We start from the raw sequence: 14,471 nt of genomic DNA on the forward strand, positions 1-14,471 counted from the left end.
GGACGGCGTAGGGGCCGGCACCCGCCCGCCGCTCACCGTCCCCGGGACCTGGCGCCTGGCTGCCGGCCCCTACGCCGTCCTGATACCGCGCAAGCCGCTGCTGGGCACCGCCGCCGTCCTGGCCGTGCTGACCGCCGCGAGCGCGGTGCACCTCGCCGTCGGTGAGATCTTCGTCCACCCGCTGGACGCGCTGCGCGCCCTGTTCGGCGACGGCAGCCCCCGCGACCTGCTCGTCGTCGAACGCCCGCGGCTGCCCCGCCTCCAGGCCGGCCTCGCCGTCGGCGCCGCTCTCGGCGCGGCCGGCTGCCTGATGCAGACCCTCGCCCAGAACCGGCTGGCCACCCCCGACACCGTCGGCCTCGACGACGGCGCCGCCGCCTTCGCCGTCGCCTCCGTCACCGGACTCACCACCGGCCTCCTGCCCAGCGGCGCCGCCCTGACCGGAACCGCCACCGCCGCCGCCCTCACCCTCGCCCCCAGCGGCGGAGCCGGACGCGGGGGCTACCGCTTCCTCGTCGTGGGCCTCGGCGTCGGCGCCCGGTGGTCTGCCCCCTGCGCGTCACCCCCTCCGGGGCGGACGCCTGAACCCGCCCCGGAGGAGCCCGCCCCGGACATCCGCGGGACGCGTCGACGGGGTCTGTGCGCCGGGCCCTCGACGTGCCCACCCGCCTCGACGGCATGGCGGGGACGTCGTCGCCGACGGGGGTCCCGGGGCGGGAGCCCCCCTGCGGCGCCGTGTGATTCCGGAGGCGACCGGACCCGCCGTCAGGCCGGATAGGCGTGGGCCCGGGCCGCCTCGAGGGAGGCCCAGACCTCCGTGCCCGGGTGGAGGCCGAGTTCGGCGGCGGCGACCGTGGTGAGGTCGGCGGCCAGGGGGAGTTCGCCGGTGAGGTCCACGCGGATCCGGTCGCCGTGGGTCTCCATCCCGGCGACCCGGCAGTGCCAGAGGTTGCGGGCGCCGGAGCCGGTGGGGCGGCTGCCGTGGAGGGTCACGGCGTCGGGCGGGAACGCGACGAAGACCCGACCGGTCAGATCCTCGGTGGTGGTGACCGTCGGACCGTCGTCCAGCCGTACGGTGCGGCCCTCGGCCCGGCCGGTGCGGAGGTTCAGGCCGACGAGCCGGGCGATGTAGTCGGTGCGCGGGTGACGGGCGACGTCCCGGGGCGTTCCCTCCTGGACCACCCTGCCGTGCTCCACGACCACCAGGCGGTCGGCCAGCACCATCGCGTCGAGCGGATCGTGCGTCACCAGGACGGCGACGGCCTCGAAGACGGCCAGATGGCGCCGGAGCTGGGCGCGTACGTCCAGGCGGGTGCGGGCGTCCAGGGCGGCGAGGGGCTCGTCGAGGAGGAGCAGCCGGGGATCGGTGGCCAGGGCGCGGGCGAGAGCCACGCGCTGGGCCTGGCCCCCGGAGAGGCGGCGGGGCTTGGCACCGGCGTGCTCCGCCAGACCCATGCGGTCCAGCCACGCGGCGGCCGCCGCCCGGGCCCGGGCCTTCGTGGCGCCCCGGCAGCGGGGGCCGAAGGCCACGTTGTCCAGGGCGGTGAGGTGCGGGAAGAGGAGGTAGTCCTGGAAGACGACGCCCACCGGGCGGGACTCGGGCGGCCTGTGGGTCAGCTCCGTCCCGTCCAGGTGGAGGTGGCCGCCGGTGAGGGGCGCGAGGCCGGCCAGGGCGCGCAGTGCCGTGCTCTTGCCGGCGCCGTTCGGGCCGAGCAGGGCGACGACCTCGCCCGGTGCGGCGGTGAGCGCGAGGTCCAGGCGGAAGGTGCCGCGGTCGACGACCAGGTGGGCGTCGAGACCCCCGGACGCGGAGGCGCCGGTGCCGCCGCCGGCGCGGTCGTGCCCGGTTGTGCCGGTGCGGGTCATGACGCGGTCATCCAGCGGTCGCGCAGGCCGGCCAGCACCGCGATCGAGACGGCGAGCAGGACCACGCTGAGCGCGATGGCGGCCTCCGGGTCGCTCTGCAGGGCGAGGTAGACGGCGAGGGGCATGGTCTGGGTCCGGTCGGGAAAGTTGCCGGCGAAGGTGATCGTCGCCCCGAACTCGCCCAGTGCCCGCGCCCAGGCCAGCACCGAGCCCGCCGCGACGCCCGGCATGATCAGCGGCAGGGTGACCCGGCGGAACGCGGTGAAGCGCGACGCGCCCAGCGTGGCCGCGGCCTCCTCGTAGCGGCGGTCGGCGGCACGCAGGGTGCCCTCGACGCTGATGACCAGGAACGGCATCGCCACGAACGTCTCCGCGACCACGACCCCCGCCGTCGTGAACGGCAGACTGACGCCGAACCAGGCGTCCAGCCACTGCCCGACGACGCCGTTGCGGCCCAGCGCCATGAGCAGGGCGACGCCGCCCACCACCGGCGGCAGGACCAGGGGGAGCGTCACCAGCGCCCGGACCAGGCCCCGGCCGGGGAACTCCGTACGGGCCAGCAGCCAGGCCAGCGGTACGCCGAGGACCAGGCTCACCGCCGTCGCCGCGGTGGCGCACACCAGGGAGAGCCGCAGGGCCTGCCACACGGCGGGGCTGGTCAGCTGCTCGGGCATGCCCCGCCACGGGGCCCGGACCAGCAGCGCGACCAGCGGCACCAGCAGGAACGCCAGCGCGACCAGGGCGGGGAGCAGCAGGAGCAGCGGCACCCCCTGCCCGCCGCCCGTCCCCGGACGGCGACGCCGCGCACCGGCCCCCCCACGGGTGTCCCCGCGGCGGGCGCCGGAGGTGTCCGCCGGGATCACGGCGTCAGGAACCCGGCGTCCGCCAGCACCCGCTGCCCCTCGCCGGACCGCACGTACGCGATGAACGCCTCGGCCGCCACGGCGTTCGGGGCGTTCTCGAGCAGGGTGATCGGGTAGTCGTTGACGGCCTCGGCGGCCTCGGGGAAGTCCACGCCCTCCACCTTGTCACCCGCCGCGCGCACGTCCGTCCTGTACACGAGGGCGGCGTCGGCCTCCTTCAGCCGCACCTTCGTCAGCGCGCTCCTGACGTCCTGCTCGTACGACACGGGGGTGAGCTCCAGGCCGGCGGCGTCCAGGGCCGTCCGCGCGGCGGCACCGCACGGCACCTTCTCGTCGCACAGGACGACCTTCAGGTCCGGGCCGGTCAGGTCCTTCAGGGAGGAGATGTCCTCCGGGTTGCCCGGCGGGGTGGCGATCTCCAGCCGGTTGCGGGCGAAGGCGGCCGGGGCGCCGGCGGCGTCCCCCGCGTCCGTGACGATCTTCATCGTCCCGGGGCTGGCGGAGGCGAAGACGTCGGCGGGGGCACCGCCGGTGATACCGGCGGCGAGACTGTCGCTGCCGCCGAAGCTGAACGTGACCTCGGTGCCGGGGTGTGCCTCCTCGAACCGCTCGCCCAGCGTCGTGAAGCTCTCGGTGAGGGAGGCCGCCGCGAACACGGTCACCGTGCCGGACGGCTCGCCCGGGGCGGAGCCGGAACCGGCGGCTCCGGCCTCGTCCCCGTCCGCGGACGACGAGCAGGCCGTCGCGGCCCCCAGGACCAGCAGCACGGCGGCACCGGCACCGGCCCACCGGGGCAGCCGGGTCCGGCGGGGTGCGGGGCGGGTCGTCACGGTGCTTCTCCCTCTGCTCACTGCTTGCTCACGGGCCGGGGCGACGGAAACGCATGAGCTGATGATAAGGCCGCAGGTGCGAGCTGAGGGACCCCTTTCGCCCGGCATCAGCGGGAGTCGCGGTGCGGAAGGCCCGCATGTGCGTTCCGCGTCATGCCTCCGCTCTTCGCCCGCTCCGGCTTCACCGGGGATCCCGGACGGGGGCCGGACCGGCTCGGCGACCTCGCACCGGCCGGCCCGCACCGCGCGTACCGCGGGGAGCGAGGAGCCCGATCCCGGGGCCGGACCTCCCCCTCCCGGCCGCGGCGCGGGCGTGAACGGACGTTGGTGTATGAGATACGAAAGAGCGCACGCATGGTGTCCGGAGCCTTGTCAGGCCGGCGGAGACCGGCCTATTCTCGCGGTGAGAAAGCGCTTTCCCCCGGTTGTCGGTCCGGATCCGGTGCAGTGGAGCCGCCGCGTCGACAGGTGGCTTCACGCAGGAGCCGCCACGGGTCCGGCACGGGAGCACGGCCGCGGTGACCCCGGGGCCGGCGTCGGCCGGCACGTCGGCCGGGAGAGGAAGCGGCACCCCGTAACGCAGGTACCCGCTCACGGCGCCCGCGGCGGAGCGGAGCAGGGTCGAAGCGCCCGCAGGGTGTGATCACGGTACGGCCGCGTACGCAGCGAGCGGCCGAGCACGGTCGAACGCGGCCGCATCCGCCAGAAGGGACGTCCGTCGGATCCGACCGCGCCTTGCATGACATGCCCATGCCATTAATGGCGGCCGTCGCGGCTGCCCCGACCCCCGCCACCCGTCCCCGGCACGTGCAGACGAACAGGGAGAGACACGGATGAAGAAATCAGCAGCAGTGCGCCTCGGCGCCACGCTGGCCACCGCGGCCCTCGCGGCCGCGACCGGACTGGCGGTGTCGACGACCACGGCGTCGGCGGCCGTGACCGGCAGCGCCACCGGCTACGCCACCCAGAACGGCGGGACCACCGGGGGCGCCGGCGGGCAGACCGTGCGCGCCACCACGGGCACCGCGATCCACGCGGCCCTGTGCAACCGGGCCAGCAGCAGCACCCCGATCATCATCGAGGTCCAGGGCACCATCAACCACGGCAACACCACCAAGGTGTCCGGCAGCAGCTGCAACACCGCGGCCGGCGTGATCGAGCTCAAGCAGATCAGCAACGTCACGATCGTCGGGGTCGGCAGCGGTGCCGTCTTCGACCAACTGGGCATCCACATCCGGGAGTCCAGCAACATCATCATCCAGAACGTGACCGTCCGGAACGTCAAGAAGTCCGGCTCGCCCACCTCCAACGGCGGCGACGCCATCGGCATGGAGAGCGGCGTCCGCAACGTCTGGGTGGACCACGCCACGCTCGAGGCGTCCGGCGGTGAGTCGGAGGGCTACGACGGCCTCTTCGACATGAAGGACAACACCCAGTACGTGACCCTGTCGTACAGCATCCTGCGCAACTCCGGCCGCGGCGGCCTCATCGGCTCCAGCGAGAGCGACCGCTCCAACGGCTACGTCACCTTCCACCACAACAAGTACGAGAACATCGACTCCCGCGCCCCGCTGCTGCGCGGCGGCATCGCGCACATCTACAACAACCACTACGTGGACCTGCACGAGTCCGGCATCAACTCCCGGGCCGGGGCGCGCGCGAAGGTGGACAACAATTACTTCGAGGACTCCAAGGACGTCCTCGGCACCTTCTACACCAGCGAGGCCGGCTACTGGCAGGTCGGCGGCAACGTCTTCGACAACGTGACCTGGTCCGCCCGCAGCGGGGACAACCAGCCCGCCGGACCCAACCCGACGTCCACCACCTCGGTGGGCATCCCCTACTCCTACAGCCTCGACAACGCGAACTGCGTGCCGGACGTGGTGAACCGGACGGCCGGCGCCAACAAGGGCAACCAGGTCTCGAACGGCAACTGCACCCCGCAGAACCCGGGCCCGACCGACCCCACCGACCCGACCGACCCCACCGACCCGACCGATCCCCCCACCGGGACCAACCTCAGCCTCGGCGCCGGCGCCGACGGCTCCAGCAAGGCCGGCGGCACGAGCTACGGCAACGTGATCGACGGCAACACGGGCAGCTACTGGTCGCCGAACGGCTCGACCGGCTCCGTCTCGGTCAAGTGGTCCTCCGCCACCTCGGTGTCGAAGGCCCACATCCGGGAGGCGGCCGGCTCCGAGGGGGCCATCCGCGGCTGGAGGGTCCTCAACCACGACACCGGAGCCGTCCTGGCCTCCGGCAGCGGAGCGGGCGCCATCTCCTTCCCGAAGACCTCGCTGAAGAAGATCACCTTCGAGATCACCGGCTCGAACGGCACCCCGAAGGTCGCCGAGTTCGAGACCTACAGCGGCTGACGCCGAAGGACCGTCACGCGTCCGGCCCCGGGTCCCCGCCAGGGACCCGGGGCCGGACACCGGCGGTACCGCCGGAAAAAGGGGAGTGTACGTTCGTACGCTCTGCGGATAGGGTCCCGCGTATGACCATTGACGTACTGGGCCGGCCGGGCCTGGCCGAGCGGCGGGCCCGCGCGGCCGTGGCCGTGCTCTTCTTCACCAACGGCGCCCTGTTCGCCAACCTGCTGCCGCGCTATCCGCAGATCAAGGCGGAACTCGGCATCGGCAACGCCGCCTACGGGCTGGCCGTCGCGGCGTTCCCGGCGGGGGCCGTCGTGGCCGGGCTCGGAGCGGGGGTCCTCGTCCGCCGGCTGGGCTCGGCGCGGGCGGCGGTGGCCAGCACCCTGCTGACCGCGGCCGGGATCCTCCTCGCCGGTCTGTCGCCCTCGGTGGTGCTGTTCGCGGCGGCCCTGTTCCTGGCCGGCGCCATGGACGCGTTCACCGACGTCGCGCAGAACGCCCACGGACTGCGGGTGCAGCGCCGCTACGGGCGTTCCATCATCAACTCCTTCCACGCCATCTGGTCCATCGGCGCCGTCACCGGCGGAGCCATGGCCGCCGGCGCGATCGCGCTCGGCCTCCCGCTCGGCGCGCACCTGCTGATCTCGGGCGTGCTCTTCGGGACCGCCGCCTGCGTCGCCCTGCGGTTCTGCCTGCCGGGACCCGACACCGAGCCGGCCGAGGAGACGGAGACGGAGCCGCGGAGGGAGGGGAGTGCCGGAGGCGGGCGTCCGGTCATGACCTCGCGGACGCGGTACGTGCTGGCCGCACTCGTCCTCATCGCCACCGCCGGCACGCTCGTCGAGGACGCGGGCAACTCCTGGGCCACGCTCTACCTCTCCGACTCGCTGAACGCGTCGGCTGCCCTGGCGGCCTCCGGCTTCATCGCCCTGGTCGGGGCCCAGTTCGTCGGCCGGATCCTCGGCGACCGGCTCGTCGACCGGTTCGGCCAGCGCGCGGTGGCTCGCGCCGGCGGCCTCGTCGCCGCGGCCGGCATGGGCCTGGCGCTGGCCGTGCCCACGGTCCCCGGCACGATCCTCGGCTTCGCCGCGGCCGGGTTCGGCGTGGCGACCCTGGTGCCGGCGGCGATGCACGAGGCCGACGAACTGCCCGGACTCAAGGCCGGATCGGGACTGACGATCGTCTCCTGGCTGATGCGGCTCGGCTTCCTGCTCTCCCCGCCGGTCGTCGGACTCGTCGCCGACGAGGCCGGTCTGCGCCTCGGCCTGCTGGTGGTGCCCCTCGCGGGCGTCCTCGTGGTCGTGCTCGCCGGGGTGCTGGGAGCCCGGAAGCCCCAACCGGCAAGCAGCGAAGGGTAGAAGAGCGCCGCGGTACCGTTCGGACACATCGAGTGTACGTTCGTACGCTCCAGGGTGTACCGTCGGTTCCATGGCGACGGATCACTTCGCGCAGGACCCCCGGACGAACCTGGAACGGATGCGGGCGGGCGACCTCTACATCGCCGACGATCCCGAGATCGCCCGCCGGCAGCAGGCGGCCGTACGCCTGACCGCCCGCTTCCAGGCCGCCTTCGTCGAGGACGCCGCCGCGGCGCAGTCGGTCCTCGCCGAACTGCTCGGCGCCGTGGGCGAGGGGGCGCACGTGCGCCCGCCCCTGTACGTCGACTACGGCAGCAACATCACCATCGGGGCGCGCACCTTCGTCAACTACAACCTGACCGCGCTGGACGTCGCGGCCATCGTCATCGGCGAGGACTGCCAGATCGGCCCGAACGTCCAGCTCCTCACCCCCACGCACCCCGTGGAGCCGCAGCCCCGGCGCGACAAGCTGGAGGCCGCGCGGCCGATCACCATCGGCGACAACGTCTGGATCGGCGGCGGTGCCGTCGTCCTGCCCGGGGTGACCATCGGGGACAACTCGGTGATCGGCGCCGGGGCGGTCGTCACCAGGGACGTGCCGGCGAACGTGATCGCCGTCGGCAACCCCGCCCGCCCGGTCCGCGCCATCTGAGGCTCCCGTGGCCACCGGACACACCGACCCGCGACGGCGCGAACGCATCATCGCCGCCACCCTCGACCTCATCGCCGAGGAGGGCCTCGCGGCGGTCTCGCACCGCAAGATCGCCCGGCGCGCCGGGGTGCCGCTGGGGTCGATGACGTACCACTTCGACGGGATGGACGAGCTGCTCAGGGAGGCGTTCGGCGAGTTCACCGGCGACGCGGTCGCGGTCTTCGACGCGTATCTCGCGGCGCCGGCCGACCGGGAGGAGGCCGTCGAGGCCGTGGCCGACCTCGTCCACGCCCTGTCCGAGGGCAGCCGGCGCGACCTCGTGCTCACCCAGGAGCTGTACGCCCTCGCCGCCCGCCGGCCCGCCTACCGGGAACTCACCCACGAGTGGATGCGCCGCAGCCGGATCCACCTCGAGAAGCACTTCGACCCGGACACCGCCCGCCAGCTCGACGCCCTCATCGAGGGGCTGACCCTCCACCGCGCCCTGTCCCGGAAACCCCACGACCGGGCCCTGACGCTCGACGCGATCACCCGCATCACCACGGCGACCGGCACACCCCGAAAGCCCTGAGCGGCACCCCAGTCGTCCGTGCGGCACGGTCCTGACCACCGTGCCGCACGGACCCGGCCGCCCGGGCCCCGCCCGGGCGGCGCGGCGGGGACGTCCCGGCGACGCCCCCGGGATCAGGGGCCGGGCGGCGTCAGCGTCGCCGTGAACCGGTACCGCGAGCCGCGGTAGACCGCGCGGACCCACTCGACCGGCGTCCCCGTCCCGTCCCGCGAGTGGCGGGACAGCCGCAGCATCGGCAGGCCCACGTCGGTGTGCAGCAGCCCGGCCTCCCGCGGCGTGGCGGGCGAGGTCTCGATGGTCTCGTCGGCCTCCGCCAGCCGCACCCCGTACACCTCGGTGAGCGTCGTGTAGAGCGAGGTGCGGCGGGCCAGTTTCCGGCGCAGGCCGGGGAAGCGGCGCGCGGACAGGTGGGTCGCCTCGATCGCCATGGGCTCGCCCCCGGCCAGCCGCAGCCGCTCCACGCGCAGCACCCTCTCGCCCCGCTTCACCTCGAGCAGGGCCGCCAGTTCCTCACCGGCCGCCAGGTAGTCCATGGTCAGGACCCGGGAGTCGGGGACGAGGCCCTGGTTGCGCATGTCCTCGGTATAGGAGGTCAGCTGGAGGGTCCGGTAGATCTTCGGGCGGGCGACGAAGGTGCCCTTGCCCTGGATGCGGACCAGCCGGCCCTCGCTCACCAGCTCCTGGAGGGCCTTGCGGACGGTGGTGCGCGAGGTGCGGAACTCGAGGGCGAGGAAGCGCTCGGCGGGCATCGCCGAGCCGGGCGGGCGCGCCTCGGTCATGCCCAGCAACCGCTGCTTGACGCGGTAGTACTTCGGGACGCGGTCGGTGGGGTCCGGTGCCCTCGTGTCGGCCCGGGCGCTGCTGAGGTCCGTGCTCATGACCTGCCTTCCGGCTGCGGGGTCCGGCGGGCGCGGCCGGCGGGCGCCGGCCGCGGTGCACGTCGGCGGGCGGCCGGGTTCGGCGCCGCACGCTCGGCGGTCCCGTTATAACCGCACACCCCGTTTTGGTCTAGTCCAACTCTCGACGCGTCCCTGTTTGGGGGGAGTTGCAGGCCCGGAGGGGGTGCCGGAAGCGGGGCGGCCGATTGGCCGCGCGACCCTTGACAGGGCCATAGGTCTAGGCCAAGCTCCCCCTTGCTGGTCTAAACCATTGAGAGGGAGCCGGGCCCCAGCCCGCCGAGTGCCGCGCCGTTGCGAGGGTCACCGCCGAGGGTGTGGGTGTGGAAGGCATTCCTGAGGAGGGGTGGCGCGTGAAGCGCAAGCTGATAGCAGCGATCGGGGTCGCGGGCATGTTGTTCTCCGTCGCCGCGTGTGGCGGCGACGGTGGTGACGGCGACAAGAAGGCGGGCGCGGACGGTTACGCCGGCGAGACGCTCACCGTGTGGGTGATGGACGGCTCGTCGCCGGACCAGTGGCAGAAGGACCTCACCGCCGAGTTCGAGAAGAAGACCAAGGCGAAGGTCAAGTTCGAGGTCCAGCAGTGGAACGGCATCCAGCAGAAGCTGACCACGTCGCTGTCCGAGGAGAACCCGCCGGACGTCTTCGAGATCGGTAACACCCAGACCCCGGCCTACGCGAAGACCGGCGGTCTCGCCGACCTCGCCGACCTCAAGGCCGAGATCGGCGGAGAGTGGACCGAGTCGCTCAACGAGTCGTCCGTCTTCGAGGGCAAGCAGTACGCGGCGCCCTGGTACTTCGCCAACCGCGTCGTCCTCTACAACAAGAAGGTCTGGGCGGACGCCGGCCTCAAGGACACGCCCAGGACCCGCGACGAGTTCTACGCCGCGCTCAAGACGATCGGTGACAAGACCGACGCCGAGCCGATCTACCTGCCCGGCCAGAACTGGTACCACTTCGTCGGCCTGGTGATCGGCGAGGGCGGCGAACTGGTCAAGAAGGACGGCGACGCGTACGTCTCCAACCTCGACGACCCGAAGGTCGCCGCCGCCGCGGAGACGTACAAGAAATTCCAGGCGCTGTCCAAGGCGCCCAAGGACAAGGACGAGGCCACCCCGCAGCAGGGCGAGGTCTTCGCCGACGGCAAGGTCGGCGCGTTCATCGGCATGGGCTGGGAAGCCGGCATCGCGATCGAGGCCAACCCGAAGATCGAGAAGGACATCGGCTACTTCACCATCCCCGGCGCCACGGCCGACAAGCCCGAGGGCGTCTTCCTCGGCGGCTCCAACCTCGCCGTCGCCGCGGGCAGCAAGAAGCAGGAGCTCGCCAAGGAGTTCCTGAAGATCGCCCTCTCCGACAAGTTCGAGGGCGGACTGGCCAAGGCCAACGGCGTCATCCCCAACAAGGAGTCGCTGCAGAGCAACCTCAAGGGCAACGCCCCCGCCGAGGCCGCCGCGCCGGCCGCCGCCGTCGGCGGCACCACGCCGCTGATCCCCGAGTGGGCCGCCGTCGAGAACGACCCCAACCCGATCAAGACGTACCTGACCGCCGTCCTGAACGGCAAGTCCCCGGCCGAGGCCGCCCAGCAGGTCGAGGGCGAGTTCAACAAGCGTCTGTCGCAGCAGCAGTAGCCGCAGCGAGCGCACGGAGCGGGCGGGGGCCGGCCACTCGCCGGCCCCCGCCCCGGCGTCGAGTATGTCGAGAAGAGAGAGCGCGAGCATGACCGTGCAGACCGAACGGCCGCCCTCCGGCCCGGCGGACGTCCGCAAGGCGGACGACGGGGTGTCCGGCGGGCCGGCACCGAGAGCGGCGTCGCGCGTCGGCGCGCTCGCCCCGTACCTGTTGCTGCTGCCCGCCTGTGTGGCCTCCGTGCTGCTGCTCGGCTGGCCGCTGCTGAAGGACGTGCTGCTGTCGTTCCAGAACCTCAACATGGGACAGCTGATCCAGCGCGTCACCGAATGGAACGGTGTCGACAACTACCGGACGGCCCTCACCAGTGAGGACTTCTGGCGGGTCACCCTCCGCTCGATCCTCTTCACTGCGGTCAACGTCGTCCTGATCATGGTGCTGGGCGCACTGGTCGGCCTGCTGCTCGCCCGTCTCGGCAAGAAGATGCGGTTCACCCTGCTGCTGGGCCTGGTGCTCGCCTGGGCCATGCCGATCGTGGCCGCCACCACCGTCTACCAGTGGCTGTTCGCCCAGCGCTTCGGCGTCGTCAACTGGGTGCTGGACAAACTCGGCTGGCACTCCATGGCCGACTACAGCTGGACCAGCAGCCAGATGTCGACGTTCTTCGTCATCACCGTACTGATCGTGTGGATGTCCATCCCGTTCGTCGCGATCAACCTCTACGCCGCGACCACCACGATCCCGAAGGAGCTCTACGAGGCCGCGTCCCTCGATGGCGCCGGCGCCTGGCGCAGCTTCACCACGGTCACCCTGCCGTTCCTGCGGCCGTTCCTCTACGCCACCACGTTCCTGGAGATCATCTGGGTCTTCAAGGCGTTCGTGCAGGTCTACCTCATCAACCAGGGCGGCCCCGACCGGCTCACCGAGATCCTGCCCGTCTACGCCTACGTCGAGGGTGTCGGCAACCAGCATTACGGCATGGGTGCGGCGATCGCCGTCCTGACCATCGCGATCCTGCTCGGCCTGACCGCCTACTACCTGCGGATCGTGCTCAAGCAAGAGGAGGACGAGCTGTGAAGCGCTCGCTCTTCGGCCGCCTGTGGCCCAATGCCACGGCCGTCGTCCTGTTCATCGGCTTCGTCTTCCCCGTGTACTGGATGTTCAACACGGCCCTCAAGCCGACCGGCGACATCCTCTCGGAGGACCCGGTCTGGTTCCCGACCGACATCACCTTCGAACACTTCAAGACTGCGACCGATGTCGACCACTTCTGGACCTACGTCACCAACTCGCTGACGGTCACCGTCCTGGCCGTGGTCTTCTCGCTGGTGATCGCGCTGGCCGGTTCCTTCGCCCTGGCGCGCATGCGCTTCAAGGGGCGGCGCGGCTTCATCATCGGATTCATGCTGGCCCAGATGGCGCCCTGGGAAGTCATGATCATCGCGATGTACATGATCGTGCGGGACGCGTCCATGCTGAACAGCCTCGTACCGTTGACGCTCTTCTACATGATGATGATCCTGCCCTTCACCATCCTGACGCTGCGCGGCTTCGTCGCCGCCGTGCCCAAGGAGCTGGAGGAGTCGGCGATGGTCGACGGCTGCACCCGCGCCCAGGCGTTCCGCCGGATCATCCTGCCGCTGCTCGCCCCGGGCCTGATGGCCACCTCGCTGTTCGGCTTCATCACCGCCTGGAACGAGTTCGCCCTCGTCCTGGTGCTCAACAAGGACGCCGAGGCGCAGACGCTGCCCCTGTGGCTGTCCAGCTTCCAGAGCCAGTTCGGCAACGACTGGGGCGCGACCATGGCCGCCTCGTCGCTCTTCGCCATTCCGATCCTGGTCCTCTTCGTCTACTTGCAGCGCAAGGCCGTCAGCGGCCTGACCGCGGGCGCAGTGAAGGGATAACGCCACCCGATGACGACCTCCACCACCGGCACCGACACCCTCACCCGCGACGCCCTGACCGTGCTCCAGCCCGGCTTCACCGGCACCACCGCGCCCGACTGGGTGCTGCGCCGCCTCGGCGAGGGCCTCGCCTCCGTCGGCCTCTTCGGGCGCAACGTCGCCTCGCCCGGGCAACTGGCGGCCCTGACCGGGCAACTGCGCGCCGAACGCCCGGACGTGCTGGTCGCGGTCGACGAGGAGGGCGGGGACGTCACCCGCCTGGAGGTGCGCACCGGCTCCTCCTTCCCCGGAAACCACGCCCTGGGCACGGTGGACGACACCGACCTGACCAGGGCGGTGGCCGCGGAGCTGGGCCGCCGGCTCGCGGACTGCGGGGTGAACCTCAACTGGGCCCCCTCCGCCGACGTGAACTCCGACCCGGCCAACCCGGTCATCGGCGTGCGCTCCTTCGGCGCCGACCCCGGCCTGGTCGCCCGGCACACCGCCGCCTACGTCGCCGGCCTGCAGTCGGCGGGCGTGGCGGCGTGCACCAAGCACTTCCCGGGGCACGGGGACACGGCCGTCGACTCCCACCTCGCCCTGCCCCGCATCGACGCGGACGCCGCCGTGCTGACCGCACGCGAACTGGCACCGTTCCGCGCGGCCGTCGCGACCGGCTCGCGCGCCGTGATGAGCGCGCACATCCTGGTCCCCGCGCTGGACCCGGACCGTCCGGCGACGCTGTCCCGGCGGATCCTGACCGAGCTGCTGCGCGGCGAACTGGGCTACGACGGCCTGATCGTCACCGACGGCATGGAGATGCGGGCCATCGCCGGCAGCTACGGCATCGAACACGGCAGCGTGCTGGCCCTCGCGGCCGGCGCCGACGCGATCTGCGTGGGCGGCGGTCTGGCCGGGGAGGAGACCGTACGGCGGCTGTGCGACGCCCTGGTCGGGGCCGTCCGCTCGGGCGAGCTGCCCGAGGAGCGCCTGGCCGACGCGGCGGAACGGGTCCGCGCGTTGGCCCGCTGGGCCGCACCGGCGGGGCGGTCCCGGGCACCGGCGGTCGCACCGGATCCGCGGATCGGCCTCGCGGCGGCCCGCCGCGCGGTGACCGTCACCCGCACCGGGCCCGCCGCGCCGGTCACCGCCCCGGTGTACGTGGCCACCTTCAGCCCCGAGGCCAACATCGCCGTCGGCGACGAGACCCCCTGGGGCGTCGGCGCGGAGCTGGAGCGGCTGCTGCCCGGCACCACCACCGGCTCCTTCAGCGGCCCGGACGCCGGTGCGCGGGCCCTGGAGGCCGCGGCCGGCCGGCGTGTGGTCGCCGTGGTCCGCGACGAGCACCGGCACCCGTGGATGCGTACCGCCCTGGACCTCCTGCTCGCGGCCGGGCCGGACACCGTGGTCGTGGAGATGGGCGTGCCGCAGTCCGCGCCGCGCGGCGCGCCGCACGTCGCCACGCACGGCGCGGCCCGCGTGTGCGGGACCGCGGCGGCCGAGGCGGTCGTCGCGGGCTGACCCACGGGTCGCGGGCTGACCCACGGG

13 protein-coding genes are annotated in these 14,471 nt (G+C 72.7%); 9 read left to right on the forward strand and 4 right to left on the reverse strand.

All coding sequences use genetic code 11. The annotated features are described in order from the left end of the window. Positions 1-778: iron chelate uptake ABC transporter family permease subunit (locus tag AOK18_RS18480; protein ID WP_206281560.1), on the forward strand; the 778-nt coding region annotated here is incomplete at its 5' end. Here the strand turns inward: AOK18_RS18480 and AOK18_RS18485 are convergent. The 3 genes from AOK18_RS18485 to modA are packed head-to-tail and all read right to left on the reverse strand — an operon-like array spanning position 766 to position 3,559. Further along, a complete protein-coding gene (locus tag AOK18_RS18485) occupies positions 766-1,866 on the reverse strand; it encodes an ABC transporter ATP-binding protein (protein WP_055695096.1) in 1,101 nt (366 codons plus the stop codon). The two genes, AOK18_RS18480 and AOK18_RS18485, sit on opposite strands and share 13 nt — an antisense overlap. Then, a complete protein-coding gene (gene modB, locus AOK18_RS18490; RefSeq protein ID WP_055695101.1) occupies positions 1,863-2,726 on the reverse strand; it encodes a molybdate ABC transporter permease subunit in 864 nt (287 codons plus the stop codon). The genes AOK18_RS18485 and modB overlap by 4 nt, the downstream gene beginning before the upstream one ends. Beyond that, positions 2,726-3,559, reverse strand: a complete 834-nt coding sequence (gene modA, locus AOK18_RS18495) for a molybdate ABC transporter substrate-binding protein (RefSeq protein WP_240503229.1) — start codon at positions 3,557-3,559, stop codon at positions 2,726-2,728. The genes modB and modA overlap by 1 nt, the downstream gene beginning before the upstream one ends. An 833-nt stretch (positions 3,560-4,392) precedes the next feature. Here modA and AOK18_RS18500 point away from each other — a divergent pair. From AOK18_RS18500 to AOK18_RS18515, 4 genes are all read left to right on the forward strand, one after another. Further along, complete coding sequence (locus AOK18_RS18500; protein WP_055695098.1) at positions 4,393-5,934, forward strand: pectate lyase family protein; 1,542 nt, start codon at positions 4,393-4,395, stop codon at positions 5,932-5,934. A 122-nt stretch (positions 5,935-6,056) separates the two neighbouring features. Continuing rightward, positions 6,057-7,292 carry an MFS transporter gene (locus tag AOK18_RS18505; RefSeq protein ID WP_055574826.1) on the forward strand — a complete coding sequence of 412 codons (1,236 nt, stop codon included), beginning with the start codon at positions 6,057-6,059 and terminating at the stop codon, positions 7,290-7,292. 70 nt (positions 7,293-7,362) lie between these two features. Beyond that, positions 7,363-7,944 (forward strand): sugar O-acetyltransferase, encoded by a 582-nt coding sequence (locus AOK18_RS18510; RefSeq protein WP_055574827.1) that lies wholly within the window; start codon positions 7,363-7,365, stop codon positions 7,942-7,944. A gap of 7 nt (positions 7,945-7,951) precedes the next feature. Further along, the gene (locus tag AOK18_RS18515) at positions 7,952-8,515 is read left to right on the forward strand and encodes a TetR/AcrR family transcriptional regulator (RefSeq protein ID WP_055574828.1); all 564 of its coding nucleotides are present in this window, start codon (positions 7,952-7,954) and stop codon (positions 8,513-8,515) included. Between the two features lie 113 nt (positions 8,516-8,628). Here the strand turns inward: AOK18_RS18515 and AOK18_RS18520 are convergent, their stop codons facing one another. Further along, positions 8,629-9,393, reverse strand: a complete 765-nt coding sequence (locus tag AOK18_RS18520) for a GntR family transcriptional regulator (RefSeq protein ID WP_055570823.1) — start codon at positions 9,391-9,393, stop codon at positions 8,629-8,631. 371 nt (positions 9,394-9,764) lie between these two features. Here AOK18_RS18520 and AOK18_RS18525 point away from each other — a divergent pair, with 371 nt between their 5' ends. From AOK18_RS18525 to AOK18_RS18540, 4 genes are all read left to right on the forward strand, one after another. Then, the gene (locus tag AOK18_RS18525) at positions 9,765-11,042 is read left to right on the forward strand and encodes an extracellular solute-binding protein (RefSeq protein ID WP_055695099.1); all 1,278 of its coding nucleotides are present in this window, start codon (positions 9,765-9,767) and stop codon (positions 11,040-11,042) included. Between the two features lie 88 nt (positions 11,043-11,130). Beyond that, the gene (locus AOK18_RS18530; RefSeq protein ID WP_055570821.1) at positions 11,131-12,117 is read left to right on the forward strand and encodes a carbohydrate ABC transporter permease; all 987 of its coding nucleotides are present in this window, start codon (positions 11,131-11,133) and stop codon (positions 12,115-12,117) included. After that, on the forward strand, positions 12,114-12,944 hold the full coding sequence (locus AOK18_RS18535) for a carbohydrate ABC transporter permease (protein WP_055570820.1): 831 nt from the start codon (positions 12,114-12,116) through the stop codon (positions 12,942-12,944). Before AOK18_RS18530 ends, AOK18_RS18535 begins: the two co-directional genes overlap by 4 nt. A gap of 9 nt (positions 12,945-12,953) precedes the next feature. Beyond that, on the forward strand, positions 12,954-14,444 hold the full coding sequence (locus AOK18_RS18540) for a glycoside hydrolase family 3 protein (RefSeq protein WP_055695100.1): 1,491 nt from the start codon (positions 12,954-12,956) through the stop codon (positions 14,442-14,444). The last annotated feature ends 27 nt before the right edge of the window (positions 14,445-14,471 follow it).

The organism is Streptomyces prasinopilosus (genome assembly GCF_001419695.1).
Classification (GTDB): domain Bacteria; phylum Actinomycetota; class Actinomycetes; order Streptomycetales; family Streptomycetaceae; genus Streptomyces; species Streptomyces prasinopilosus.